A 26145-nucleotide genomic window follows, 5' to 3' on the forward strand; every position below is an offset into this window, starting at 1 on the left:
CCCACCATGCTTGCCGTCGCGCTTTCCCTTGCGGCGGCCGCCACCTTTGCGCTGTCGGCCATGCAGATCGACAGCCTCACGGGCCGGGTCGGCCCCTTGCAGCTGGCGCGCTGGCAGATGGGGCTGGCCTTTGCGATGACCGCAGCGGCCTCGGTCGTGCTGGGGGGCTGGCGGACGGTCGGGTTGGAGCAGTTCCTGTGGCTGGCTGCATCCTCGGCCGCGGGGATCATGCTGGCGACATCGACCTTTGTCGCGACGATCCAGCTTCTGGGGCCGCGGCTGAATGCGCTGGTCTTTACTCTGTCGGCGCCGTTTGCGCTGGTGCTGGGCTATGCCTTCCGGGCCGAGACGGTGAACCCGATGCAGGGTGCGGGTGTCGGGCTGATCCTTGCCGGGATCGTGCTGGCGATCCTAGGGCCGGGCGGGCGCGAGAGCGGCCGACAGGGTGCGCTGGGCCTGGGTCTGGCGCTGGGTGTGGTCACGGCGCTGGGACAGGCGGCGGGCAGCCTGTTCGCCCGGCCCGCGATGCTGGACGGGGTAGAGCCCTTTACCGCCATGGCGATCCGGTCGGGGCTGGGGGCGGCGTTCTTCATCGGACTTCTGGCGGTGCCGCGCCTGCGCCCGGCGGCGCGGCCGGCACCGGCAGACCTGCGGCGCATCGGGGCCACGGCGTTCAGCGGCATCTTCCTGGGCATGTCGCTGCTGATGGCGGCCCTGGCGGTGGGGGATGTGGGGATCGTGACCACCCTGTCATCGACCACGCCGATCCTGATTCTGCCGATGGTCTGGTACGTTTCACGCCGCCCGCCGACCGCGTTGGCCTGGGCGGGTGCGGGGCTGGCTGTGGCGGGCACCGCGCTGATCACGCTGGCCGCGGGCTAGCGGCTGGCCCGCCAGGCCGCCAGAAGCCCCGCCGCCGCGATCAGACCCATTCCGGCGAATGCCAGGGCATCGGGGATCTGGGCAAAGGCCAGCCAGCCCAGCACCGTGGCAAAGGCGATGTGCAGGTAGTTGACCGGGGCAAGCGTCGCGGCCGGGGCCTCGCGGTAGGCGGTGGTCAGAAGCAGATGGCCGACGGTGGCCAAGGTGCCATAGGCCAGGATCATGGCCGCGTCCGGCAGGGTTGGCAGGCTTTGCAGGCCAAGGACCAACGTCAGCGAGACCGACACCACGGTTCCCACCAGCGCGGTATGGAACATCAGCGCCATTGTCGTCTCGGTCCGGGTCAGGATGCGGGTCAGAAGGTGATACCCGGTGCCAAGGACCGCGTTCAGCAGCGCCAGCGCCACGCCCCATGCATCAAGGCCGCTGCCGGGGCGGGCGATGAGCAGCACCCCGGCAAAGCCAAGGCCCGCACAAAGCCAGCCGATCAGGCTGACCTTCTCGTTCAGGATCGGGCCCGAGGCGAGCATCAGCAGGACCGGCGTGATGTAGATGATCGCCACAGTCTCGGCCACCGGCATGACGCGGAGGGCCAGAAGCATGGTGATCGTCGCGGTGGCCAGGAACAGGCCGCGCAGGACGACAAGCCCGGTGCGCTGCGTGTGCCAGACCGCGCTGCGGTGGCGCGGGCCCATCGTCACGGCGACGAGGACAAGGTTGATCACATAGCGCGCCGACAGGATCAGCGGCGCGGCGTAAAGCATCGCCAGATGCTTGCCCAGCGTATCGCCCGAGGCAAACAGCAGCGTCGCCGCCGCCACCAGCGCAACCCCGCGCATCGGCCTGCCTTCGCGCTGCATCCCCTGCCCCTTTGGTCCTTGGGCGGACCCTAGTGCGGCGCTTTGCCGGGCAACAGCCCCAATCAGACGGCTGCCGGGGTCAGTGCAATGTCGGCGAGAGTGGAGCGGTCGAGGTCGGTCAGGAAGGCCGCTTCGGCCCGGCGCAGGCGGGACTTCAGCCGGCACTGACCGTCCAGGCTGCAGTCTCCGCCGCCGGGGGCAAGGCATTCCACCAGCGCCTGCCCCTCTTCCAGCAGGCGGATCAGGGCGCCCAGCCGGATCTCGGTGGCGGGGCGGGCCAGCATCGCCCCGCCCCCACCCCCGCGCCGCGTGGTGACATAGCCCGCCTGCGCCAGTCGCTGGACGATCTTGGTCAGATGGTGGCGTGAGACGCCGAATTCCTGCGCCAGTTCGGCGGTGGAAAAGCCACGGTCGGGGCTGGCGGCCATCCGCATCAGCATCCGCAGGCCATAGTCGGTGAACAGGGTCAGGCGCATGGGTACTCGATCAATCGGTATTTACAATACTGATTAGCAGGGCTAGACCGGAAAGCAAGCAGAACGGATGTTGCCATGACTGCGCTTTCCCACAGCACCCCTTCGGCCCGCCCCGCCGTCACTGCGGCCCTGATGGATCAGACCGGCCTGAGCGATACCCTGCTGCGTCAGGTGGTGCATGGCTTTTACGACCGTGTGCGGGCAGACGCGGTGCTTGGCCCGATCTTCGCCGACCGTATCCATGACTGGGGCCCGCATCTGGAGCGGATGGTGGACTTCTGGTCCTCGGTCGCGCTGATGACCGGGCGGTATCACGGCGCGCCGGTCCCGGCACATGCCAGCTTGCCGGTGACGGGCGCGCATTTCGACCGCTGGCTGACCCTGTTCCGCGAGACCGCGCGGGAACTGTGCCCGCCGCAGGGCGCCGCGCATCTGATCGAGCGGGCGGAGCGGATCGCACGGTCGCTGCACATGGCGGTGACGGATGCAGCAAGCTCCGGGGTGCCGTCGCTGCGCTAGGAAGGGGGAAGGATGGCCAATCTGCGGACGCCGCTTTGTGACCTTCTGGGCTGCGAGGTCCCGATCCTTCTTGCCGGCATGGGAGGTGTCGCGCGCTGGGAACTGGCGGCTGCGGTGGCCAATGCGGGCGGGTTCGCGATGCTTGGCATGGTCCGCGAAAGCCCCGAGTTGATCGAGACCGAGGTCCGCGCCCTGCGCGCCGCGTCGAACCGGCCGTTCGCGGTCAACGTGATCCCCTCGGCCACCGACCCTGCCCTTCTGGACCGTCAGCTATCGCGTTGCCTTGACCTGGGCGTGCGGGCCTTCACCTTCTTCTGGGACGTGGTGCCAGAAGCCGTGGCCCGCGTTAAGCGCGAGGGTTGTCTGGTGTTGCATCAGGTTGGCACGGTCGACGCGGCCCGGCAGGCGCAAGAGGCGGGCGCAGATGTGCTGATCGCGCAGGGGATCGAGGCCGGAGGCCATGTCCACGGCCGCACCGGTGCCTTTGCCCTGGCCGGGGCGGTGCTGGATGTCGCCACGGTGCCGGTGGTCCTGTCCGGCGGAATTTCGACCGGGCGCGGGTTGGCGGCGGCGCTGGCGCTGGGGGCGCAAGGGGTGCAGTGCGGGACGGCGTTCCTGGCCACAACCGAAGCCTTTGCGCATGACTACCACAAGGCCCGCGTCGTGGCGGCGGCGGGCGAGGATACGGTGCTGACCGATGCCTTCGTGCTGAACTGGCCCAAAGGCGCGGCGGTGCGGGTGATCGGCAATAGCGTCACGGCGGCGCTTGGCGACCGGCTGATGGGTCACGACCCGGATACCCTGCCGCGCGAGGTGATTGCGGATGACCTAGGCCAGCCGCTGCTGCGCTACAGCACCGACTCGCCGATGCGCCACACCTCTGGCGCGCTGGAGGAGATGGCGCTTTACGCCGGTCAGGGCGCAGGCGCGATCCACCAGGTGATGCCGGCCGGCGACCGGCTGCGGCAGATGGTGCGTGAGGCGGAAGCCTGTCTGGAGCGGTTGGGATGAGCGGGAAGTGCTATGCCTCGCCGCCCTGTCTGGCCGCCGAGGTCGACCCGACCTATTTCGACCCGCTGGCAGTCGACCCTGACCAAGCGCGAGACGTGGCGCGCTGGCGGAAGGCCGAGCGGGCCCGGCTGCGCGGCGAGCGGGACATGCTTTCGGTTGCCGAACGGCAAGCGGCGGGCGCGGCCCTGGCCCGGAATCTGTGTGCCTTCCTGAGCGACCGCTTCGATCTGCGGGGACGGGTGTTTTCCGGCTATTGGCCGATCAAGGGCGAGCCGGACCTGCGGCCCTTGCTAGCGGACCTGCACCGCCAGGGGGTGTGCGTCGCCCTGCCGCTGGTCGAAGTGAAGGCCGCGCCGCTGGTCTTTCGCCGCTGGACACCAGAGACACGGATGGTGCGGGGCGACTGGAACATCCCCGTCCCCCCTCCCGAGGCCGAAGCGGTGACGCCCGAGATTGCACTTGCCCCGCTGGTGGGCTGGACCGACGACAGCTTTCGGCTGGGCTATGGCGGCGGTTACTTCGACCGGACGCTGGCCAGCCTGTCCCCCCGCCCCTTCACCATCGGCGTGGGTTTTCAGTCGGCGCGGCTGGCGACGATCTATCCTCAGCCGCACGACATCAGGCTGGATGCGATTGTCACCGAGGCCGGGGTGCAGGCGGCTATTTCAGCTTGATGCAGAAATGCTTGCGCACCGGCGCGTCGATCCGCCAGGTGCCCTTGAACCCGGCTTCGACGGCAAAGCCGTCGCCCGGCCCCATCGTCACCGGCGCGCCGCCGTCGGGCGTGATGGTGATCTGGCCCTCGATCAGATGGACGAATTCGTAGAACTTGTAGGTGGCGTGCCAGGTGCCCGGTGTCGCCTCCCAGGTGCCGCTGATCACGCTGCCGTCGATCGTGGTGTGCTGCACCCAGGTTTTCATCGTCGGGGTGCCCTCGACCTTCACCCAGCCTTCAAGGTCGGTCAGCATCGGGTCCGGCCCCGGCGCGGGGAAGCGGAAAACCATGTCGCTCATCTTGGTCTCTCCTGAGAACTTTCGTCGAAGTGGTCCTATGCGCCAAAGTCCAAGTCAAGCGCCTGCGGACCTTGCGCCCGACGCGGCCATGTCGGATCAAGTGCGGGACAACGGTACGGAGGCGACCATGCAGATCCGGGAAGCGCGGGCGGCGGATGCCGAGCATCTGGTCCGGTTCATCAACATGGCTGCCGACGACCTGCCGCTGCATTTCTGGCGGAAATCGGTGGGGCCCGAGGACGACCCCTGGGCCTATGGCCGCGAGCGGGCGGCGCGCGACACTGGCAACTTCTCGTACGGCAACGCCTGGCTGGCCGAGGTGGATGGCAAGGTGGCGGCCTGCCTGCTGGGCTATCCGGCCGAGACCGAGCCTTCGCCGATCGACCCTGACACCCCGCCGATCTTTGTGCCGCTTCTGGAACTGGAGGCGCTGGCGCCGGGGGCATGGTATCTGAACGTGCTGGCCACCTATGACAGCTTCCGCGGTCGCGGCTGCGGCAGCGCGCTTTTGGCCGAGGCCGAGGCGATTGCCCGGCGGCTGGGGCACCGGACGATCAGCCTGATCGCCGAGGACACCCATCAGGATGCCCTGCGCTTGTACCGCGCCAAGGGGTACCGCGAGATCGCCCGCCGCCCCGTGGTCAAGGGCGACTGGCAGGTCGATGCGCGGGAATGGATCCTGTTCGTCAAGGACCTGTGATCTAGGCGGCGCTTTCCGTCTCGGCGACCGGGGTGCGGACACCGGGCGGGCAATGTTCGGTCAAGGCGGCCTCGATTGCAGACTTGCGCAGGGGCTTGGTCAGATACTGGTCGATGCCGGCCGCAAGGATCGCTTCAGCGTCACCCTCCATCGCGTGGGCAGTCAGGGCGATGATCGGCACATGTGCCCCTGCACCGCCCAGCGCCCGGATCGCGCGGGCGGCTTCCTTGCCGTCCATCTCGGGCATCGAGATGTCCATGAAGATGATGTCGGGCTGATAGCTTTGGAACAGGTCCACCGCGATGCGGCCGTTGTCGGCAAAGACCAGGTCCAGGTCCATCGCCCGGACCATCTTCTGGAACACCAACTGGTTGGTGCGGTTGTCCTCGGCCGCAAGGATGCGCAGTTGGCGCAGTTCCACGGGCTTCAACAGCAGGGGCGGCAGGTCGGGCAGGACCGGCGCGGTCAGGGCCTGCAAGTGGCGATACAGGTCCGATCGCAGCACGGGCTTTTGCAGGACGGCGGCAAAGTCCTGCGCCGCCTCGCCCAGGTTCGAGGGGTTCGAGGACAGAAGGATCGCCGGCAGCTTGTGTCCGGCCGCGCGGATGTGGTGCAGCAGGACATCGCCGTCCATTTCCGGCATCGCGTGGTCGGTCAGCAGCACGTCATAGTCCGGGTCGGCCGCCAGACGTTCCAGCACCTCCGCGCCTGAGCGGCACAGCGTCACCTCGATCCCGCAGGGGGTCAGCTGGCGTTCCAGGATGGTGCGGTTGATGAACTGGTCATCCACCGCCAGCACGCGCCGGACCGAAACCGGCACCTGGACCGGCCCCGCATCCTCGGCCACCGGAAGGGTGACACGGAACCCGAAGCTGGAGCCCTGGCCGGGGTCGCTGTCCACCCAGACCGCGCCGCCCATATGTTCGATCAGCCGCCGGGTGATGGCCAGGCCCAGGCCGGTGCCTTCGAACTTGCGGTTCCGCTCATCCTCGACCTGGTTGAATTCGCCGAAGATGTGGTCAAGGTATTCGGGCGCGATGCCGATGCCGGTATCCTCGACCGTGACATGCAGGGTCTGCGCCCCGTCGGCAGATTCGATCCCGACGACACGGGTCAGGACGTGGCCGGCCTCGGTGAACTTGACCGCATTGCCGATCAGGTTGGTCAGCACCTGCCGCAACCGGCCGGGATCGCCGACAAAGCGGGTGGGCAGGAACATGTCGAAGTCGATCATCAGGTCGATACCCTTTTCCCGTGCCCGGGGTTGCAGAAGCATCGTCACCTCATGGATCGTGCGTTCCAGATCAAAGGGTTCGGGCCGCAGGGTCAGACGCTCGGCCTCGATCTTGGAGTAGTCCAGGATGTCGTTGATGATGACCAGAAGCGCCTCGCCCGAGGAGCGGATCGTTTCGGCAAACAGGCGCTGTTCTTCCGTGAGGGCGGTATCGCAAAGGAGTTCCGCCATCCCTACCACGCCGTTCATCGGCGTGCGGATTTCGTGGCTCATGTTCGCAAGGAAGGCCGACTTCGCGCGGCTGGCCGCTTCTGCCGCCTTGCGGGCGGAATCAAGCTGTGCCTCGTGTTCCTTCAACTGGGTGATGTCGACGCGCAGACCGACGCGGCCGCCGTCGGGGGTGGGATGGTCCTGGGCACGGATCCAGCGGCCATCGGTGAGCTGCTGTTCGAAGATCCCGGTCGCCTCGCGGTGGCGTATCAGGCGTTCGGCGATCCAGTCCTCTTCCCGGCCGATGGCGTCGGCGTGCTGGCTGTTGGCCAGGCCGAAACGCAAGATATCCTCGAACTTCGCGCCGGGCTGCATGGCCGGGGCCGAGGCGGGATAGGTGTCGCGGTAGCGCTGGTTGCAGGTCAAAAGCCGTTCCTCCCTGTCGTAAAGCACAAATCCATCCGGGATCGCCTCGATCGCGGCCCAGATGCGCATCTGATCGGTGATGTCGAGCGCGAGGCACACAAGGTCGCCATCGCGGGCGCGGCGGTCCTGAAGCTTGATCCAGGTGCCGTCGCTGAATTTCAGGGTGACCGCCTCGATCGGGTCGACGTCCAGCCGGGCGATCATCCGGTCGACGAAGGCATCTGGCGCCTCCTCTCCCAGATCCAGGCGGCCCGAGGTCGCGATGATGCGCACCATCTCCTCATACGGGAAGCCGGGGGCGATGGTGTGGCCTTCAAACGTGGCAAGCCAGGCGAGGTTCGCACTGACCAGGCGCTTGCCGCTGTCAAAGACGGCGAATCCGTCGCGGATGGTGTTGATCGAATCCCACAGGCGCCGTTCGGCCATGACGGCGGCGGTATGGGCCTTGTCCAGATCCTCGACAAAGCGGTGATTCTGGTTCTTCAGCGCCGCCGCCTCGGTCAGGGCAGAGCGGACCATCTGGCGCTGTTCGACGATCTGGTCCGACAAGGCACGCGCATGGATCGCCAGCTTTTCGTTGGCGGCGAAAAGTTCCCGGCTTTTCTGTTCAAGAAGCCGCTCGGCCGCAAGGCGCGCGCGTCTTTCCCTGAGCAGTCGTTCCGAAACTTCCATCACTTGTGCGGCCGTCCTGTCCGAACCCCCGGCACGTGACGGTTTCACCGCACATCCGGATTCCGGGACTACCCTGCCGCATCGAAGTGAACCAAGACTTAACGCCATAGGGGGAACCAGCCTTGCCAGGCCTGCCGACCCCGTGCGAGATTCCCGCCAATCCACCATGGAGGCATTTTCAATGAATTGGTTTGCGAAAGCCGCGATCACTGCGGCATTTGTCGGCATTTCCGGGTGGGTCTCGGCGCAAGAGCTGATTCCCGAGCGGCGGGTGGTCGTCACCCAGGACCAGGATCTGCCTGGCGGCGACATCGGCAGCGTGTTCGACACGACTATCGAGGCTTGCGAACGGGCCTGCCTGACGAACGCGCGTTGCACGGCCTATGTGTTCAATACCAGGAACGGGTCCTGCTTCGTGAAGAACAGCCCCGGCGAGGGCACGTTCTTTGCGGGCGCCTTCTCGGCCTATGTGATCGAGGCGGATGCGGGCATCCGGGCGGCGGCGGCGGAACGGCGGAAGGAATTGGCCTTCCTGCCCGACTGGGACATCACGCCGGCCTTTGACCAGGCGCAGGGCCTGGGTCGCCAGCACGCCACCGGACCCTGGACAGCCGAAGAGCATCTTGCAGCCGCGGCCGAAGCGGAGGGACGCGGCGATTGGGCCGGGGCGGCGGCCTTTACGGGGGCGGCGCTGAACCTGACGGACGATGCGGCCACCTGGGGCGAATTTGCGCGGCGGCAGCTTGAAGCGGCGAAGGCGGACCAGAACCAGCAGTATTACTGGCTGGGTCAGGCGTTCTCGTCGTCGATCAACGCCTATCTGCGGGCCGAGAATCCGGCCCTGCGGCACACGATCCTGGTGGTGATGGGCGAGGTGCTGGAGCGGAACGGTCGCGGCCGGGATACCGTCAGCGCGCTGCGGCTGGCGCAGTCGTTGCAAGAGCGGGTCGATACGGCGGCGGCGCTGGATGACGCGATTGGCAAATACGGCTTCCGCATCGCCGAGACGCTGGTGCAGTCCGATCTGGCGCGTCCGCGGATCTGCGCCACGTTCAGCGAGGATCTGGTGGCTTCGGGCGTCGATTATTCGACCTTCGTGCAACTGAACGACGCGGGCCTGACGGTGGAAAACGGCGGCTGGCGGCAGCTTTGCGTGGCTGGGCTTGAGCACGGCAAGCGCTATAGCGTGACTTTCCGCGAGGGGCTTCCGGCCGCCGACGGTCAGACCATGGCGAAGTCGGTCGAGATCACGCAATACGTCCGCGACCGCGCGCCGGGGGTGAAATTCCCCGGCCGGGGTTATGTGCTGCCGAAGGCGGGCGATCCCGCGCTGCCGGTCGAGACGGTGAACACCGAAAAGCTGGACCTGACGCTGTATCGCGTGACCGACCGGAACCTGTTGCGCTCGGTCCAGGACTATTATTTCGGCGCGCCGATCAACGTCTATTCCGAGGAATACTTCGCCGACACCGTGGGCGAAAGCCTCTGGACCGGGACCGCCACCGTAAGCCAAGAGGTGAACAAGGACGTCACCACCCGCCTGCCGATGGGTGAGGCGCTGGAGGGGCTGCCGGCGGGCATCTATGCCTTGAAGGCCGCTGTGCCTGGGGTGGACCCCTATACGATTGCGCCCGCCTGGCAGTGGTTCGTGATTTCGGATCTTGGCGTCACCACGATGACCGGGGTTGACGGGCTGCATGTCTTTGTCCGGTCCCTTGGGACAGCGGGCGCCAAGCCGGGCGTGACGGTGGAACTCTTGAACCGGGCCAATACGGTGCTGGGGACGGCGACGACGGATGACCAGGGCTATGCCCGGTTCGACGCGGGCCTGACGCGGGGGACGGGTGGCAGTGCGCCAGCGATGGTGGTGGTGAAGGAAGCCGATCAAGACATCGCCTTCCTGTCGCTGACCGACCCGGAGTTCGATCTGTCCGACCGTGGGGTCGAGGGCCGCGAGGCGGCTCCTCCCGTGGACCTGTTCGTGACGACCGACCGTGGGGCCTATCGCGCCGGCGAAACGGTGTATGTGACCGCGCTGGCACGGGATGCGCAACAGGCGGCGGTCGAGGGCTTGCCGCTGACGGCGGTCTGGAAACGGCCCGACGGTGTTGAATACGCCCGGGCGGTCGTAAACGATTGGGGCGGCGGCTACGTCTTTACGCAGGTCATCGCCGAGAGCGCCCCGCGCGGGGTCTGGCGGCTGGAGATGTTCGCCGACCTGGAAGCCCCGGCGCTGACATCCAGGACCTTTCTGGTCGAGGATTTTCTGCCCGAGCGCATCGACTTTGACCTGACGCTAGCGGACACGCCGCTGTCGGTTGGGGCTGCGTCGGCGGTCGATCTGACCGTGGCCGCGCGCTATCTGTTCGGCGCGCCGGGCGCGGGACTTGCGATCGAGGGCGAAGTTCTCTTGCGCGCTTCCGAGGGGCTGGAGGCTTTCCCCGGCTATGTCTTTGGACGCCATGACCAGCCGTTCAGCGCGCAGATGACCGCGTTGGAGGGCGGCGCGACGGATGAGGCGGGCAATGCGGTGATCCCGGTCACCCTGCCGCAGGTCGAGGACCCGCATCGCCCGCTGGAGGCACGGGTGACGGTGCGCGTGGCCGAAGGCTCGGGTCGTCCGGTCGAGCGGTCGGTGACCAAGGCGGTCACGTCGGCCGAAGCGATGATCGGGGTGAAGCCGATGTTCGACGGCGTCGCACCCGAGGGCGGCGAAGCACGGTTCCAGATCATCGCGGTCGATGCCCGCGAGGCCTTGGTGGGTCTGCCGGTGAAGTGGACGGTAAGCCGGGTGGAATACGATTACCAGTGGTATCAAAGCTATGGCAACTGGAGTTGGGAGCCTGTGGTCAGCCGGTCGGTGGTGGCCGAGGGTGAAGCCACGCTTGGCACCGCTCCGGTCGAGGTTGCGGCGGATGTCACATGGGGGACCTATGAGGTTCTGGTGACCGCCGCGGATGGCGGAAAAGCCGCCACGTCGATGGAGTTCTATGCAGGCTGGTATGCGCCGGCCGACGCCTCGGCGACGCCTGACACGCTGGAACTGTCGCTGGACAAGCCGGCCTACAAGCCCGGGGACACCGCGACGCTGCGGATCGTGCCCCGCGCGGCGGGGACGGCGCTGGTGACGGTTCTGTCGAACCGGCTGGTGGCCATGCAGGCGGTGGAGGTGAAGGAAGGCGAGAACCTGATCCAGCTTCCCGTGACCGATGAATGGGGCGCGGGGGTCTATGTGACCGCCACGGTCCTGCGGCCGATGGACGTGGCGGCTGGGCGGAACCCGGCGCGGGCGCTGGGGCTGACCCATGCCAGCATTGACCCGGGTGCGCGGGCCTTGACCGCGACCGTCGAGATGGCGGCAGAGGCAGCGCCGCGCGGGCCACTGGACGTGGCGGTGAAGGTCGAGGGCGTGGCGGCTGGCGAGACCGCCTATGTCACTATCGCTGCGGTGGACGTTGGCATCCTGAACCTGACCGGGTTCGAGGCCCCCGATCCGCAGGCGCATTACTTCGGCCAGCGACGGTTGGGCGTCGGCATCCGCGACATCTATGGCCGGCTGATCGACGGACTGAACGGCGCGACCGGAGAGGTCCGATCGGGCGGGGATGCGGGCGCGCAGGCACGGTTGCAGGCGCCGCCCCCCACAGAGGAACTGGTGGCCTATTTCACCGGCCCGGTGGAAGTGGGCGCGGACGGCTATGCGCGGGCAAGCTTTGACCTGCCCAGCTTTAACGGGACGGTGAAGGTGATGGCGGTGGCCTGGTCGAAAACCGGGGTCGGCCAGGCCAGCGCCGACGTGCTGGTGCGCGATCCGGTGGTCGTGACAGCCTCGGTCCCGCGCTTCCTGTCGCCGGGCGATACGTCGCGGTTGCTGCTGGAAGTGGTCCATGCCACCGGTCCGTCGGGCCGGATGAGCCTGGACGTGACGGCCAACGGGTTGTCCTTGGGCGAGGTGCCCTCGGGCTTTGACCTTGGGGACAAGGCCAAGGCGGTGTTTGAGGTGCCGCTGACAGCGGGGGCGGTCGGGGTGCAGACCGTCGACATTTCCCTGACCACGCCGGACGGCAAGGTGCTGGATAAGACGCTGACCATCCCGGTGCAGGTGAACGACCCTGAGGTCGCTCGGATCACACGGCTGGAGTTGGCCAGCGGCCAGAGCTTCACCTTTGACGGCGATGTCTTTGCGGGGCTGGTCCCGGGGTCGGGCAAGGCAACGATGGCGGTCGGCCCGATCGCCCGTCTGAACGCTCCGGGCCTTTTGGCGGCGCTGGACCGCTATCCCTATGGCTGCACCGAGCAGATGACCAGCCGGGCGCTGCCGCTGCTGTACTTCGATGAAGTGGCACGCGTGATGGACCTGAAGGGTGCCGAAAACATCCAGCAGCGCATCGACGAGGCGGTGGTGGAGATCCTGGCAAACCAGGCCGCCAGCGGGGGCTTCGGTCTGTGGGGCGCCTATGACGGCGACTTCTGGCTGGACGCCTATGTCACCGACTTCCTGAGCCGGGCCAAGGCGCAGGGCTATCAGGTGCCGGACCTGGCGTTCCGCAACGCGCTGGCGAACCTGCGCAATCAGGTGAACTATGCGCCGGAGTTCAGCGCCGAGACCAACGGCGGTGGCGAGGCGCTGGCCTATGCGCTGATGGTGCTGGCGCGTGAGGGCGCGGCGGCTATCGGGGACCTGCGCTACTATGCGGATGTGAAGGCGGACGATTTCGCCACGCCGCTGGCGCAGGCGCAGCTGGCGGCGGCCTTGGCGTCATATGGCGACCAGACCCGGGCGGATGCATTGTTCCGCAAGGCGGCAGCGAAACTGGCCGCGCAAGAGGCCGCGACGGGCCAGATCTGGCGGGTGGACTATGGCACGCGCTACCGCGATGCGGCGGCGCTTTTGACGCTGGCGGTCGAGGCCGGAAGCCAGGCCGTGGACCGTGAGGCGCTGACGGATCGGCTGGCGGCGCAGGGCACGAACTTGTCCACCCAAGAGGCGACCTGGGCGCTGCTGGCCACCAACGCGCTGATCGACCGGCCGGGCGCCGAGGGGGTGACCATCGACGGCCAACCTGCAGACGGCCCCCTGGTGCGAGTGCTTGATGCAGGGTCGGTGACCCCGGTGGTGGTAAGGAATGACGGGCCGGATACCACGGTCACGGTCACGACTTACGGCGTGCCGGCGGACCCTGAACCGGCGGGCGGTAACGGCTATGCCATCACCCGCAGCTACTTTACGATGGCGGGCGATCCGGTGGCGCTGGACAGTGTGACGGCCGGCACGCGGCTGGTGACGGTCCTGGAGATCACCCCCTTCAGCTATGGCGAGGCACGGCTGATGGTCAGCGATCCGCTTCCGGCGGGTTTCGAGATCGACAACCCGAACCTGATGTCCGCAGGCTCGACCTCGGAGCTGTCATGGCTGGACACGATACAGGACGTGGCCCATGCCGAGTTCCGGCAAGACCGCTTCCTGACGGCAATCGACTGGCGCTCCGACCAGCCGTTCCGCCTGGCCTATGTGGTGCGCGCCGTCAGCCCGGGCACTTTCCACCACCCGGCAGCCTTGGTCGAGGACATGTATCGCCCGGATTTCCGGGCGCGCAGCGAGACGGGCGCGCTGACGATCCTGCCGTGACCGGGCTGCGCCAAGCAGACGTACCCCCTTCTGCGGAGGGGGGTGCGGATGGCCTTCCTGGGTCACGTCGCGTCGGGGACGAAGGCGAGGAGTGCACGAAGTGCTCGACGAGCAGCCCAGGGTGATCCGCGCGCGGTGGCTGGTGGCCCTTGTCCTGGGCCTATGGCTGGCTGGCCTGGGCCGTGACCGGTTCGACGCCTGGATCGATGCGACGGTCCTGCCGCCGCTGGTGGTCGCGACCTCGATCGAAGTGCTGGACCGCAATGGCGCATTGTTGCGGGCCTTTACGGTGGCGGACGGCCGCTGGCGCCTGGCCCTGCCGCCCGACAAGGTCGACCCGCTGTATCTGGAGATGCTGCTGGCCTATGAGGACAAGCGTTTTCGCAGGCATCAGGGCGTGGACGCGCGGTCGATGCTGCGGGCGGTCGTGCAGGCGCTGTGGAACGGGCGCGTGGTTTCCGGCGGTTCGACCCTGACCATGCAGGTCGCCCGCCTGCTGGAAGAGGGCACGACGGGCCAGGTTGCGGGGAAGTTGCGCCAGATGCGGGTTGCGCTGGCGCTGGAGCGGCGGCTGTCCAAGGACCAGATCCTGCAGCTTTACTTGCACCTGGCGCCGTTCGGCGGAAACCTTGAGGGGGTCCGTGCCGCCTCGATCAGCTATTTCGGCAAGGAGCCGCGCCGTTTGACCCCGGCCGAAGCGGCCCTGCTGGTGGCGATCCCGCAGTCCCCCGAAAGCCGTCGCCCCGACCGAGCCGCCGACCGGGCCGAGGCTGCGCGCAACCGGGTCCTGGCCCGTGTCGTGTCCGAAGGGGTGGTCGAACCCGACGAGGCGGAAGCAGCCCTGCGCGAGGCGGTTCCGGGGCTGCGCAAACCCTTTCCCGCGCTGGCACCGCATCTGGCCGACCGGGCAAGGGCCGAGCTGCCGACTGCGCCGTTTCACATCCTGACTTTGGATGGCGCCCTGCAAGGAACGCTGGAGACCCTTGCGTTGGAATCAGTGGCAGGCCGCGGAGAGCAGTTGCAGGTCGCGATCCTGGTCGCGGACCACGCCTCGGGCGAGATCCTGGCCAGCGTGGGGTCGGCGGGATATCGGGCCGATCTGCGGCAGGGCTTCGTCGACATGACGCAGGCCCTGCGCTCGCCGGGATCGACGCTGAAACCATTGGTCTATGCGCTGGCGTTCGACGAGGGGCTCGCCCATCCCGAGACGATGATCGACGACCGGCCGATGACCTTCGGCACCTATGCGCCGCAGAATTTCGACCGGTTGTATCGCGGCACCATCCGCCTGCGCGAAGCGTTGCAGCTTTCGCTCAACATCCCGGTGGTACAACTGACCGAGGCGCTGGGGCCAGCCCGACTGATCTCGGCAATGGAGAAGGCCGGGATGCGGCCGGTGTTTCCCGGCAACCAGCCTGGCCTGGCGATTGCCCTGGGCGGCGTCGGCGTCAGCCTGACCGACATGGTCCAGCTTTACGCGGCCATCGCGCGGGGTGGGGTGGCACGGCCCCTGTCCTGGCGGCGCGACGCGGGCGGGCCAGAGGGGCAGCGCGTAATCTCGCAGGTGGCCGCCTGGCAGGTCGGCGATATTCTGGCCGGCCTGGCCCCACCGCCAGGGGCGCCGCCCAACCGGCTGGCCTACAAGACCGGGACGTCCTACGGGCACCGCGATGCCTGGGCGATCGGCTTTGACGGCAAGCATGTGATCGGGGTCTGGATGGGCCGCGCGGATGGCACGCCGGTGCCCGGGGCCTTTGGGGCGGACGTGGCAGCGCCGGTGCTGTTCCAGGCGTTCAACCGGTTGAAACGCGAGCTTGATCCGCAGGGCGCGGCGCCGGCTGCGACTCTGCTGGTCGCCAATTCAGAACTGCCGCAACCCCTGCAGCGCTTCCGGTCGCGGTCAGCGGCCTTTGGCCCCGAGGCGGATGCGCCAGCCGTGGCCTTCCCGCCCGATGGCGCAGAGGTTGAACTGCTGGCGGCAGGGCTGAAGGTCCGGGTGACCGGAGGAACCGCACCCTTTACCTGGCTGGCTGATGGGGTGCCGGTGCTGGTCGGTCTGGAATCGCGCGAGGCGATGCTGGCCCTGCCCGGCGCCGGTTTCGTGACGCTGAGCGTTATCGACGCCGAGGGCCGGTCGGCGCGGTCACAGGTGCGCGTTCGGTAGGGTGCGTGCAAGCACGTACCCTACGGACCTTTCAGGCGCGCTCGATGGCCAAGGCGATCCCTTGGCCGCCACCGATGCACATGGTGATCAAAGCGGTGCGGCCGCCGGTCCGTTCCAGCTCGTGCAGGGCCTTCACCACCAGGATTGCACCGGTTGCGCCGACCGGATGGCCCAGGGCAATCGCCCCGCCATTCGGGTTCACGCGGGCCGGGTCCAGGTCCAGCGCCCGGGAGACGGCAAGGGCCTGGGCGGCGAAGGCCTCATTCGATTCCACCACGTCGAAAGATTGCGGCGTGACGCCAAGCTTTCGGCACAGTGCCTGCACGGCAGGGATCGGGCCAAGCCCCATGACCTTTGGGTCCACCCCGGCCAGCGCATAGCCCATGATCCGGGCGCGGCTGCCCTTGGCGCTGCGCGAAAGAACCAACGCCGCCGCGCCATCATTGATGCCCGAGGCATTGCCAGCGGTCACCGTGCCCTCCTTCTGAAAGGCGGGGCGCAAGCCGGCAAGCGCCTCGGCGCTGGTGGCCTTTGGATGTTCGTCGGTGGCGAAAGTCACCGGACCCTTCTTCCCGCCGATCTCGATGGGAACGATCTGGTCCGCGAACCGGCCCTCGGCAATCGCCCGGGCGGCGCGGGTCTGGCTTTCCAGCGCAAAGGCATCCTGCTCTTCGCGGCTGATGCCGTGCTGCGCGGCCACGTTCTCGGCCGTCACGCCCATGTGGCCCGTGCCAAAGGGGCACGTCAACGCACCGGTCATCATGTCAAGCGCGCGGGTGTCACCCATCTTCTGCCCAAAGCGCGCGGCGGGCAGGATATAGGGCGAGCGGCTCATGCACTCGGCCCCGCCCGCCAGCGCCATCTCGGCATCGCCCAGCATCAGGACCTGGACGGCCGAGACCACCGCCTGCGCGCCAGAGCCGCAGAGGCGGTTGACGTTCATCGCCGGGGTCGTCTCGGGGATGCCGGCGTTCATCGCCATGACGCGGCTGAGATACATGTCGCGAGGTTCGGTGTTGATGACATGGCCCATGACGACCTGGCCGATCCGGGCACCCTCGACCCCTGCGCGGGCCAATGCCGCCTTGGCCGCCGTGGTTGCGATGTCGATGGGCGGCAGGGCGGCAAGCGCGCCGCCAAAGCCACCGATGGCGGTGCGGGCAGCGGAAAGGATGTGGATATCGGTCATGGGGGCCTCCGGCTTTTGCCGCCCATCATGCACCAATCCCGGTCCCTTGCCGAGACGACGTGGCGTCACGGCCGCCATTGACAGTGCCCGATGACCGGAGGATGGGAGGCGGACCAGCAGGAGGCCCGCCTTGAAAGACCTGATCCGCGCCCATGCGGGGCTTTTGTTCGCCGGTGTGGCCACCTTCGTGATGATGGGTGCCGGGCAATCGCTTTATGGGCCCGCCTTGCCGGCCTTTTCGCGCATCTTCGCCGTCAGCGAGGCGCAGGCGGGTGTCCTGGTCTCGGCGCATTGGGTGGGCTGCTTTGTTGGCGTGGCACTCATGTATGTGCGCGGGGGCGGCATCACGCCACGCCATGCCCTGGCGGCCATGGCCCTGGGCGCGGCGGGGGTCGCGGCATTGGCAGGCTGGTGGGCCACGGTGGCCGGAGCGGTGGTGTTCGGCCTTGGCTATGGGTTGTCCACGGCAGTGTTCAACCCACGCGTCTTGCGGGCCTTCGGCACGCGCGGCCCGTCGATGTTGAGCCTGCTGAACGCGACCTTCGGCGTCGGTGCGATTGCGGCGCCGTTGATCTTCGTCGCCCTTGGCAGCGATCCGCGGTGGTCCTTCGGCCTGACGGCAGCCCTGGCCGCCGTGATCTGGCTGTTCGCCGGCGCGGCGGGTCGCGAAGGCGCGGCGCCCACGGGCGAGGCCCGCGCCTTCCGGCCGCATTGGGGGATCATGGCCTTTGGTGCCGTGGCCATCGGACTGGAGGCCTGCCTGATCGGGTTGGGCCCGACGGCCCTGATCCGCGCCGGCATCACCGAGGCCAGGGCGGCCGAGCTTCTGTCTGCCTTTTTCGTCGTGTTCCTGGTCGCGCGGGTGGTGCTGATCTTCGTGGCCCACCGGATCGCGCCCTTCCTGTTGTTCACCGGCGCCGTTGCGGTAACGGCCCTATGCGCCCTGGGTGCCGTCTTCCTGTCGCCGGCCCTGTTCTTCGTGGCCATCGGCGCGCCGGCGGGGCTGTTCTTCCCGGGCTTCTATGTCACCGCCAGCGGCAAGATGGGCGACGATATCCGGGTGCCGCCGACGATCATCGCCTCGGGCCTTGTCGGGGGCATCGGCGCGCCGCTGATGTTGGCGCCGCTGATGGCCAACATGGGAGAGCGGGGGTTCTTCTGGATCCTGGCAGGCGTCACACTGGCGCTGACAGCGGCGGCGCTGATGTCCCTGCGGCACATGCGGGTGTGACCACGGCGGAATTCTGCAGAAGAATTCCGGTGCGGAAATCGTGCGATTTCCGGGGGTTCAGCGCGCGGCCTGCCATTGGGCAATCCAGTCCAACGGGTAAAGCAGCATCAGCACATTCAGCGCCAGCCCGTCGCGGATGATCCACATTGTTCCGACCTCGAACAGGATGATCAGGGCGACCGTGGCCCAGACCGGCAGCTTTGCCGCTAGCCAGAAGCCCAGGATCATCGCAAAGACGTCGAAAACCGTGTTGATGACGCTGTCGCCGTAGTAGTCCAGCGAGATCGTTACCGTCCGGTAGCGTTCGATCACCGCGTCCGAATTCTCGACGATCTCCCAGGCGCACTCGACCAGCGTGGCGATGGCCAACCGCCAACCCAGCGACATCCGCCGCGCCACCAGCCAGAGCGCACCGAAGAAAAGAAAGCCGTGGATGATGTGGCTTGGGGTGTACCAGTCGGTGAGGTGCTGCGAGTTCTCGGCGCTGACCACCTCGCCGTGCCACAGGCTGATATAGCCGCACTTGCAGATCGGCTCTCGGCCAATCAGCAGCAGATAGGCAGCGGTCAGTAGGATAATCCCTACCACGACAACAGTGGGTGAGAGGCGTCTGATCATGACGCGAGGGAATCACGCGGCGAACGCGCCGTCCAGAAGAATGAGGCATGGAATGTGGAAGGTAATCCTGACCGTGGCGGTGCTTTCGGCAGGTCGGGCGTCGGCTTGCCCGGTGCTGGAGCCGTTCGACATGGCGCAGATCGGCGGGGCTGAGCTGGTTCTGATCGGCGAGGTCACGGCGTACGAGCAGCTTGGTGGCCCGCTGGGTGGCGCCCTGGTGACGGTCGCCGTGGAAGAGGTGCTGAAGGGCCGCTCAGGGGACGAGGTCACGTTCATCTGGAACCGAGGCATGGCGCAGGGGCCGCACGAGGTGCTGGCGCGTGGCCGGGTGCTGATCGGGGCGATGCGGGGTGGCCGCCTGGTGGTGACGTCGCGCGTCCCGGACATGCGACCGGACTTGCCTTCCATCATCCAGCCCTATTGTGGTGAAGTGTGGATGCAGCCCGCCACGACCAGGACCGTCGCGGCGGCAAGGGAGGCGTTGGAATGACCGAAAAGAACCCCTGGCGTTTCGGCCCGACCCGGGGCGAGTTGTGGTTCTGGCTGTGGTTCAGCACCGGCGGGCTGGCGCTGATGCTGTTCGCCCTGTTCCTGCGCGGCTTGCCCACCGGCCCCGCCATTGTCGAGATCGGGCTGATGTCGGTGCTGCTGTTCGGCTATCTTGGCGGCCGGTCGATAAAGCGCCTGGCACGGCGCGAGCATCCCTAGGGGGCAACAACGCTGAGCTTCTGCCGCCCGGCGGGCGTCAGAAGTGCGGCCTCGCGGCCCTCGATCACCACGGCCGAAAGCGGCCCGCCATAGGCCGCCCCGCTGTCCAGGTTCAGCCGGTTGCCGTAATGCGTGGCCGCGTCCAGCGCGGTGTGGCCATGCACGATCAGCGGACCAAAGCTGGACGTCTCATGCAGGAAGGGATCGCGGATCCACACGAGATCGGTCTCTGTCTGGTTGGCAAGCGGGACACCGGGGCGGATGCCGGCATGGACAAAGGCGGCATCGCCCGCCTGATGCAGGGTTGGCCGCGCTGCGAGGAAGTCGAGGTGGCTGGTCGGCACGGCCTGCACCGCCTCGGCATGGACCTTCTCGACCGGGCGGTCACCGGCATTCGCCACGCCGTAAGACCGCAAGGTGTCCGCTCCGCCCAGGCGCGGGTGCAGCCAGGAAAGCTCGGCCCGCAAGCCCGGTTCAGGGTCCCAGGGGTCGCGCAGAAAGCGGGTGAACATGCGGTCATGGTTGCCCTTCAGGACCACCCAGTCCTCGCCCCCGGCACATCCGTCGATCAGGAAGCGGACCACGCCGCAGCTGTCCGGGCCACGGTCCACCAGGTCGCCGACGTGGATCACCTGTCCCGGACCATGGCGCGCCATGTCGGCGGCGATCAGGTCATGGGCCGCCTGCAACAGGCCAAGGTGACCGTGGATGTCGCCGATGGCGTAGATGTGCATGGGTCAATCCTTGTGGCTGGCCCCGGGGGTGCTCCCCCCGGACCCCCGGGATATTTGTGCAAATGTGAAAGGGCAAGAGGATCAGGCCTGGGGGTCGGGAAGCACGCGGTAACTGTCAAAGCTGATGTCCCCGGACCAGCGCCACATGGCAAGAAAGCCCTCGGGCCCGGCGCGCATGGCGTGCGGCAGGTTCGGCGGGTGGTGGATCGCCTGACCGGGGGAAAGGGCAAGGCGGCGGTCGCCGGCCTGCCAGTCGGCGTTGCCCGCAAGGATCGTATAGGTCTCGGCCGCCTCATGCGCGTGGAGCGGGTAGTAGCTGCCGGGGGCCTGGTAGAAGAGGCCGAAGAGGAAGGCCCCGGATTTGATCGGGGCGTCGGGGCCAAGCAGCGTCACGATGGACTTGATGGCGCGAAGTTCGGTCGGCTGGAGGGAGGCGGCAGGGCTGTCCTGCCAGGGCAGCCAAGGCTGCGCGGCGCCGACAAGCCGGGCAATCGGATGCGCGTCGGCAAGTCGGCAGGTGCGCTGGATGCCGGTCGCGAGCGTCGAAGGCGGCTGTGAAAGCAGATCACTGTCTGCCCCCGCACGCAGGGCGTTGGCTGTGGCCTCGGCCTCGGCGCGCGGTTCGGCGGCCATCAGGTCAGAGATCGAAAGAAGAAGGTCTGACAGGATCATGGTTGCCTCGGCCAGGCGGGGCGCCCGGCCAAGGCAGGGTGGGTCAGGCCACGTCGAACTGCAAGGCCTTGACCTGGGAGAACATGCCCGTTCCCTCCAGCGTCTCGATCACCTTGGGGTCGATCGGCTGGTCAAGGTACAGGATCGCAATCGCATCCTGCCCCACGCCCGACCGACCCAGGGTGAAGTTCGCGATGTTGACGTTGTTCTTGCCCATCGTCATGCCCAGAAGGCCGATGATGCCGGGGACGTCTTCGTTCGTCGTATACAGCATGTGCTGCCCGATCTCGGCGTCGATGTTGATGCCCTTGATCTGGATGAAGCGCGGCTTGCCATCGCTGAAGCAGGTCCCGGCGACCGAGCGTTCCCGCTTGTCGGTGACCATCGTGACCTTGATGTAGGCATCGAAGACCCCGGTCTTTTCCTGCCGGGTGGTGGAGATCTGGATGCCCTTTTCCTTCGCCACGACGGGGGCCGAGACGAGGTTGACGTCCGGGTTTTGCGTTTTCAGCACCCCTGCGATGACCGCCTGGTTCAGGGCGGCAAGGTTCATCTCGGCGACGGTGCCGTCATAGAGGATGTTGATCGCCTTGATCGGCTCGTCCGTCATCTGGCCGATGAAGCTGCCGAGATGCGAGGCCAGCTTGATCCAGGGGCCCATGACCGCCGCCTCTTCGGCGGTGACGTTCGGCATGTTCAACGCGTTCTGCACGGCGCCGGTCAGGAGGTAATCCGACATCTGCTCAGCCACCTGGAGGGCGACGTTCTCCTGCGCCTCGGTCGTGGAGGCGCCGAGGTGCGGGGTGCAGACGACGTTGGGGTGGTTGAAAAGCGGGTTCTCGTTGGCGGGTTCCACCTCGAACACGTCCAACGCGGCGCCTGCGACATGGCCTGCGTTCAGCGCGTCAAGGAGGGCAGATTCATCGATCAGCCCGCCGCGCGCGCAGTTGATGATGCGGACGCCCTTCTTGGTCTTGGCGAGATTGTCCTTCGACAGGATGTTGCGGGTCTTGTCGGTGAGCGGGACGTGCAGAGTGATGAAGTCGGCGCGGGCGAGAAGCTCGTCAAGGTCGACCTTGGTGACGCCCAGCTGCTTGGCACGTTCGTCGGACAGGAAGGGGTCATAGGCCACGACCTTCATGTGCAGACCCACCGCGCGGTCGCAGACGATACCGCCGATGTTGCCCGCCCCGATGACGCCGAGGGTCTTGTTGAAAAGCTCGACCCCCATGAACTTGGACTTTTCCCACTTTCCGGCGTGGGTGGAGGCGTTCGCCTCGGGGATCTGCCGGGCAACAGCGAACATCATGGCGATGGCATGCTCCGCCGTGGTGATCGAGTTGCCGAAGGGCGTGTTCATCACGATGACGCCCTTCTTGGAGGCGGCGGGGATATCGACGTTGTCGACCCCGATCCCGGCGCGGCCGATGACCTTCAGCTTCGTGGCTTTCTCCAGAAGCTTCTCGGTGGCCTTGGTGGCAGAGCGGATGGCAAGGCCGTCATACTGGTCGATGACGGCAGCGAGGGCATCCTTGTCCTTGCCGAGTTTGGGCAGGTAGTCGACCTCGACTCCGCGGTCGCGGAAGATCTGGACGGCGGTTTCGGAGAGTTCGTCGGAAACGAGGACTTTGGGCATGGGGATCATCCTTTGCGGATGGTGCGTGAAATCACGCACCCTGCGGTATGGGGGAATGGGTAGGGTGCGTGCCTGCACGCACCGCCGTTAGTCAGGCAGCCTGCGCCAGCGCCGCGATCTCGGCGTGGAAGGCGTGGGCGATCCAGGGCATCAGGTCCTGGACGTCCGCCGTCTCGACCGTCGAGCCGCACCAGATGCGCAGGCCCGGAGGCGCGTCGCGATAGGCGCCCATGTCGAAGCCCGCGCCGGCCTTCTCGATCCGCTTGGCGACGGCCTTGGCAAAAACCTCACCGTCGGTGATGCGGGGGTCGGTGAACTTGAGGCAGACCGAGGTGGTCGAGGCCGTCGCAGGGTCCTCGGCCAGGTTCGCGATCCAGGGGTTCGCGGCGCAGAAGTCGTGGACGACCTTGGCGTTGGCAGTTGCGCGGGCAATCAGGCCCTGAAGGCCGCCGATGGACTTGGCCCATTTCAGCGCGACGAGGTAATCCTCGTTCGCCAGCATCGAGGGGGTGTTGATCGTCTCACCCGCGAAGATGCCTTCGATCAGCTTGCCCTTGGCGGTCAGCCGGAAGATTTTCGGCAGCGGCCAGGCGGGGACATACGTCTCCAGGCGTTCAACAGCGCGGGGCGACAGGATGATGACGCCATGCGCGCCCTCGCCGCCCAGGACCTTCTGCCAGGAGAAGGTGGTGACGTCGAGCTTGTCCCACGGCAGGTCCATCGCGAAGGCGGCGCTGGTTGCGTCGCAGATCGTCAGGCCCGCGCGGTTCGCCGGGATCGCATCGCCGTTCGGCAGGCGGACGCCCGAGGTGGTGCCGTTCCAGGTGAAAACGACGTCCTTGTCGAAATCGACCTGAGCGAAATCCACGATCTGCCCATAGGGCGCGATGCGGACCTTGGCGTCCAGTTTCAGCTGCTTGACCACGTCCGTGACCCAGCCTTCGCCGAACGATTCCCAGGCCAACATCTCGACCGGGCGGGCACCCAGCAGCGACCACATCGCCATTTCCACAGCGCCGGTGTCGGAGGCGGGAACGATGCCGATCCGGTAGTCGGCGGGCACGCCAAGGATCTCGCGGGTAAGGTCGATCGCCTCTTTCAGCTTGGCCTTGCCGACGGCGGCACGGTGCGAGCGGCCAAGGGGCGCATCGCTGAGCATGTCGAGGGAATAACCGGGGATCTTGGCGCAGGGGCCAGAAGAGAAGCGCGGATTGGCCGGGCGCTTGGCCGGCGGGGTCAGGTCTGTCATGGTAGCCTTCCAGCTAAAAGCCCTTCGTTGGGGAAGGGTGTCCCGCCGCCTTGGCTAAAGACCCGGCCGCTCTGGCGCAAGCGGAAAAATCGCGCTAATGCGCCGCATCGTCGCGAAAAAGCGACACCCGTGTTCACTATCGGAAACCTGCCCCATGCATGTCGTCACGCTTCTGACCAACCCCGAAACCCCGGTGCTGGAGCGGGTGACGGTCGAATCCCTGCGCAACGCCTGGGGCGGTGGCGAGGCGCGGTGGCTGGATCCCGGAGTGGCGGCAGAGTTCGATCTTGAAGCGGTGCCACAGAACCGTTGGGAGGTCTGGGAGGGCCTGCAAGCACTCCGCGTGGACATGGTGGTGCAGAAGGCCGAGGGCCGGAAGAAGCGCCTTCTGATCGCCGACATGGATTCGACGATGATCCGCCAGGAATGCATCGACGAGTTGGCGGACGAGGCCGGGGTGGGCGCGCGCGTGGCCGACATCACGGCGCGGGCGATGAATGGCGAGTTGGACTTCGAGGGTGCCCTGCGCGAGAGGGTTGGCCTCTTGAAGGGCCTGCCCGAGGGCGTGATCGCCCAGGTCCTGCGCGACCGGATCACGCTGATGCCGGGGGGTAAGGTCCTTCTGGCGACGATGAAGGCGAACGGCGCCTATGCGGCCCTGGTCTCGGGTGGGTTCACGGCCTTCACGGCGGCGGTGGCCGCGCAACTTGGATTTGACGAAAACCGGGCGAACACGCTGCATGTCGAAGGTGGTGCGCTTGCCGGAACCGTGGCCGAGCCGATCCTTGGCAAGGAGGCGAAGCTGCAGGCCTTGAACGAGATCACGGCGCAGTTGGGGATCACTCCGGCCAAGGCTTTGGCGGTCGGGGACGGGGCGAACGACCTGCCGATGTTGCTGGCGGCCGGGACGGGCGTGGCGCTGCACGCCAAGCCCAGGGTGCAAGCCCAGTGCGAGGTCCGCGTGAACCACGGCGATCTGACCGCGCTTTTGTACCTGCAGGGCTATTCGCGCGAGGCGTTCGCGTGCTGATCCGACTGGCAACGCCCGATGATGCGACAGCAATGGCCGACATCCTGAACGCGGTGATCGCCGTCGGCGGCACGACGGCGCACGAGGTGCCCAAGACGGCCGAGGCGGTGCGGCGCGACTACATCGACGGCCCGGACGTCCTGAGCGCAGTAGTGGCGGTGGACGGCGATCGGGTGATCGGCTGGCAGTCGGTCACGCATTGGCAGGGCGAGGCGCATATCGGCAGCTTCGTCCAGCCGGGTCTTCAGGCAAAAGGCGCGGGCGCCCGGATGTTTGCCCTGACCTGCGAGACGCTGCGGGCCAAGAAGCTGCGCGAGATCGTGGCGTCAATCCGGGCGGACAACGTGCCGGGGCTGGCCTATTATGCCCGCATCGGCTTTGTCGACTTTGCCCAGGATCCCGACTTTGCCCTGCCGGATGGTCGCAAGGTCGGCCGCGTCCACCGGCGCTTCACGCTGTGACCGGCAGCGCGGCAGGCCCCCTTGCCCCCGCAGCGGGAACCAGCGACAACCCGTGGCAATGTTCGAAGTCGCCACCCATCTTGCCCTGCTTCTGGTCCTGGCGGCTTTCTGCGCCGGGTTGATCGACAGCATCGCGGGCGGGGGCGGGTTGATCTCGGTCCCGGCGCTGCTTCTGGCGGGTGCTTCGCCGGTCGAGGCGCTGGCGACGAACAAGCTGCAGGGCACCTTCGGGGCGGGGACGGCGATGCTGACGTACGCCCGTGCGGGCCATGTCCGGCCTCAGGATCAGCTTGGGATGGCCGCGATCAGTGCCGTTTTCGGCGCGGCTGGGGCAATGGTGGCGCATCTGATCCCGGCCGAAGTCCTGCGGGTCATCATGCCGGTCGTGCTGATCGGCGTTGCGGCCTTCTTTGCACTGAAACCCGGCCTGTCCGATGATGCCCGCGCCCAGCGCATCAAACCGGCAGTCTTTGCCGTGACGGCGGTGCCAGCGATTGCGGCCTATGACGGGTTCTTCGGGCCGGGCACCGGGTCCTTCTTCATGATGGGCTTCGTTCTTCTGGCGGGCTACGGCGTGCTGAAGGCGACGGCGCATACCAAGATGCTGAACTTTGCCTCGAACATCGGCTCGCTTGTCGTGTTTATCCCGTCGGGCGCGATGTGGTGGGCGGTGGGGCTGGCCATGGCGGCGGCGCAGGTCGCAGGGGCATCGCTGGGGGCGCGGCTGGCGATGAAGGGCGGAGCGCGGCTGATCAAACCGCTGCTGGTTTTCACCTCGACCGCGATGGCGCTGCGGCTTTTGTGGCAGGCCCTGGGCTAG

The 26145-nt window shown here is 67.3% G+C and carries 23 protein-coding genes; 13 read left to right on the forward strand and 10 right to left on the reverse strand.

What is annotated here, in order from left to right; all coding sequences use genetic code 11:
• Positions 1-6: 6 nt before the first annotated feature.
• Positions 7-882, forward strand: coding sequence for a DMT family transporter (locus tag CXR42_RS16080; RefSeq protein WP_103258590.1), 876 nt, complete (start codon positions 7-9; stop codon positions 880-882).
• On the opposite strand, the gene CXR42_RS16085 is transcribed toward CXR42_RS16080, so the two are convergent.
• On the reverse strand, positions 879-1742 hold the full coding sequence (locus CXR42_RS16085) for a DMT family transporter (protein ID WP_103258591.1): 864 nt from the start codon (positions 1740-1742) through the stop codon (positions 879-881). The genes CXR42_RS16080 and CXR42_RS16085 overlap by 4 nt on opposite strands.
• Positions 1743-1804: 62 nt before the next feature.
• Complete coding sequence (locus tag CXR42_RS16090) at positions 1805-2218, reverse strand: Rrf2 family transcriptional regulator (RefSeq protein ID WP_103258592.1); 414 nt, start codon at positions 2216-2218, stop codon at positions 1805-1807.
• Between the two features lie 75 nt (positions 2219-2293).
• Here CXR42_RS16090 and CXR42_RS16095 point away from each other — a divergent pair, with 75 nt between their 5' ends.
• The 3 genes from CXR42_RS16095 to CXR42_RS16105 are packed head-to-tail and all read left to right on the forward strand — an operon-like array spanning position 2294 to position 4422.
• Entirely contained in the window at positions 2294-2737 is a 444-nt protein-coding gene (locus tag CXR42_RS16095) for a group III truncated hemoglobin (RefSeq protein ID WP_103258593.1), read from the forward strand.
• Positions 2738-2749: 12 nt separating this feature from the next.
• A complete protein-coding gene (locus CXR42_RS16100) occupies positions 2750-3748 on the forward strand; it encodes an NAD(P)H-dependent flavin oxidoreductase (RefSeq protein WP_103258594.1) in 999 nt (332 codons plus the stop codon).
• The gene (locus CXR42_RS16105) at positions 3745-4422 is read left to right on the forward strand and encodes a 5-formyltetrahydrofolate cyclo-ligase (protein WP_103258595.1); all 678 of its coding nucleotides are present in this window, start codon (positions 3745-3747) and stop codon (positions 4420-4422) included. Before CXR42_RS16100 ends, CXR42_RS16105 begins: the two co-directional genes overlap by 4 nt.
• Here the strand turns inward: CXR42_RS16105 and CXR42_RS16110 are convergent.
• Positions 4409-4762: a cupin domain-containing protein gene (locus tag CXR42_RS16110; protein ID WP_103258596.1), complete on the reverse strand. Its 354-nt coding sequence runs from the start codon at positions 4760-4762 to the stop codon at positions 4409-4411. The two genes, CXR42_RS16105 and CXR42_RS16110, sit on opposite strands and share 14 nt — an antisense overlap.
• A gap of 127 nt (positions 4763-4889) precedes the next feature.
• On the opposite strand from CXR42_RS16110, the gene CXR42_RS16115 reads away from it, so the two are divergent.
• Positions 4890-5462, forward strand: coding sequence for a GNAT family N-acetyltransferase (locus tag CXR42_RS16115; protein ID WP_180996090.1), 573 nt, complete (start codon positions 4890-4892; stop codon positions 5460-5462).
• A gap of 1 nt (position 5463) precedes the next feature.
• Here the strand turns inward: CXR42_RS16115 and CXR42_RS16120 are convergent, their stop codons facing one another.
• On the reverse strand, positions 5464-8004 hold the full coding sequence (locus tag CXR42_RS16120; protein WP_103258598.1) for a response regulator: 2541 nt from the start codon (positions 8002-8004) through the stop codon (positions 5464-5466).
• A 181-nt stretch (positions 8005-8185) separates the two neighbouring features.
• On the opposite strand from CXR42_RS16120, the gene CXR42_RS16125 reads away from it, so the two are divergent.
• Together CXR42_RS16125 and pbpC are read left to right on the forward strand one after the other, a co-directional pair.
• Positions 8186-13633 carry an alpha-2-macroglobulin family protein gene (locus CXR42_RS16125; RefSeq protein ID WP_103258599.1) on the forward strand — a complete coding sequence of 1816 codons (5448 nt, stop codon included), beginning with the start codon at positions 8186-8188 and terminating at the stop codon, positions 13631-13633.
• A 121-nt stretch (positions 13634-13754) separates the two neighbouring features.
• Entirely contained in the window at positions 13755-15797 is a 2043-nt protein-coding gene (gene pbpC, locus CXR42_RS16130; RefSeq protein WP_103258651.1) for a penicillin-binding protein 1C, read from the forward strand.
• Positions 15798-15828: 31 nt separating this feature from the next.
• Here pbpC and bktB read toward each other — a convergent pair whose 3' ends face one another.
• Positions 15829-16986, reverse strand: coding sequence for a beta-ketothiolase BktB (gene bktB, locus CXR42_RS16135; RefSeq protein WP_103258600.1), 1158 nt, complete (start codon positions 16984-16986; stop codon positions 15829-15831).
• A 130-nt stretch (positions 16987-17116) separates the two neighbouring features.
• Here bktB and CXR42_RS16140 point away from each other — a divergent pair, with 130 nt between their 5' ends.
• Complete coding sequence (locus tag CXR42_RS16140) at positions 17117-18217, forward strand: MFS transporter (RefSeq protein ID WP_103258601.1); 1101 nt, start codon at positions 17117-17119, stop codon at positions 18215-18217.
• 57 nt (positions 18218-18274) lie between these two features.
• Here CXR42_RS16140 and CXR42_RS16145 read toward each other — a convergent pair whose 3' ends face one another.
• Positions 18275-18835, reverse strand: coding sequence for a DUF2585 domain-containing protein (locus tag CXR42_RS16145; protein WP_103258602.1), 561 nt, complete (start codon positions 18833-18835; stop codon positions 18275-18277).
• A 52-nt stretch (positions 18836-18887) separates the two neighbouring features.
• Here CXR42_RS16145 and CXR42_RS16150 point away from each other — a divergent pair, with 52 nt between their 5' ends.
• Positions 18888-19325, forward strand: coding sequence for a hypothetical protein (locus CXR42_RS16150; protein ID WP_103258603.1), 438 nt, complete (start codon positions 18888-18890; stop codon positions 19323-19325).
• Positions 19322-19543, forward strand: coding sequence for a hypothetical protein (locus CXR42_RS16155; protein WP_103258604.1), 222 nt, complete (start codon positions 19322-19324; stop codon positions 19541-19543). The genes CXR42_RS16150 and CXR42_RS16155 overlap by 4 nt, the downstream gene beginning before the upstream one ends.
• Here the strand turns inward: CXR42_RS16155 and CXR42_RS16160 are convergent.
• The 4 genes from CXR42_RS16160 to CXR42_RS16175 form a co-directional block, all read right to left on the reverse strand.
• Complete coding sequence (locus tag CXR42_RS16160; RefSeq protein ID WP_103258605.1) at positions 19540-20277, reverse strand: metallophosphoesterase; 738 nt, start codon at positions 20275-20277, stop codon at positions 19540-19542. The two genes, CXR42_RS16155 and CXR42_RS16160, sit on opposite strands and share 4 nt — an antisense overlap.
• 81 nt (positions 20278-20358) lie before the next feature.
• Positions 20359-20949, reverse strand: a complete 591-nt coding sequence (locus tag CXR42_RS16165) for a dimethylsulfonioproprionate lyase family protein (RefSeq protein ID WP_103258606.1) — start codon at positions 20947-20949, stop codon at positions 20359-20361.
• Between the two features lie 43 nt (positions 20950-20992).
• Complete coding sequence (gene serA / locus CXR42_RS16170) at positions 20993-22585, reverse strand: phosphoglycerate dehydrogenase (RefSeq protein WP_103258652.1); 1593 nt, start codon at positions 22583-22585, stop codon at positions 20993-20995.
• A 91-nt stretch (positions 22586-22676) separates the two neighbouring features.
• Positions 22677-23834, reverse strand: coding sequence for a phosphoserine transaminase (locus CXR42_RS16175; RefSeq protein WP_103258607.1), 1158 nt, complete (start codon positions 23832-23834; stop codon positions 22677-22679).
• Positions 23835-23988: 154 nt separating this feature from the next.
• On the opposite strand from CXR42_RS16175, the gene serB reads away from it, so the two are divergent.
• From serB to CXR42_RS16190, 3 genes are read left to right on the forward strand one after another with little or no spacing between them, the layout of a single operon-like run.
• On the forward strand, positions 23989-24864 hold the full coding sequence (serB, locus tag CXR42_RS16180) for a phosphoserine phosphatase SerB (RefSeq protein WP_103258608.1): 876 nt from the start codon (positions 23989-23991) through the stop codon (positions 24862-24864).
• Complete coding sequence (locus CXR42_RS16185; protein ID WP_103258609.1) at positions 24858-25325, forward strand: GNAT family N-acetyltransferase; 468 nt, start codon at positions 24858-24860, stop codon at positions 25323-25325. Before serB ends, CXR42_RS16185 begins: the two co-directional genes overlap by 7 nt.
• A gap of 58 nt (positions 25326-25383) precedes the next feature.
• On the forward strand, positions 25384-26145 hold the full coding sequence (locus tag CXR42_RS16190) for a TSUP family transporter (RefSeq protein ID WP_103258610.1): 762 nt from the start codon (positions 25384-25386) through the stop codon (positions 26143-26145).

Origin of the sequence: Tabrizicola aquatica, assembly GCF_002900975.1 — a bacterium.
GTDB lineage: Bacteria > Pseudomonadota > Alphaproteobacteria > Rhodobacterales > Rhodobacteraceae > Tabrizicola > Tabrizicola aquatica.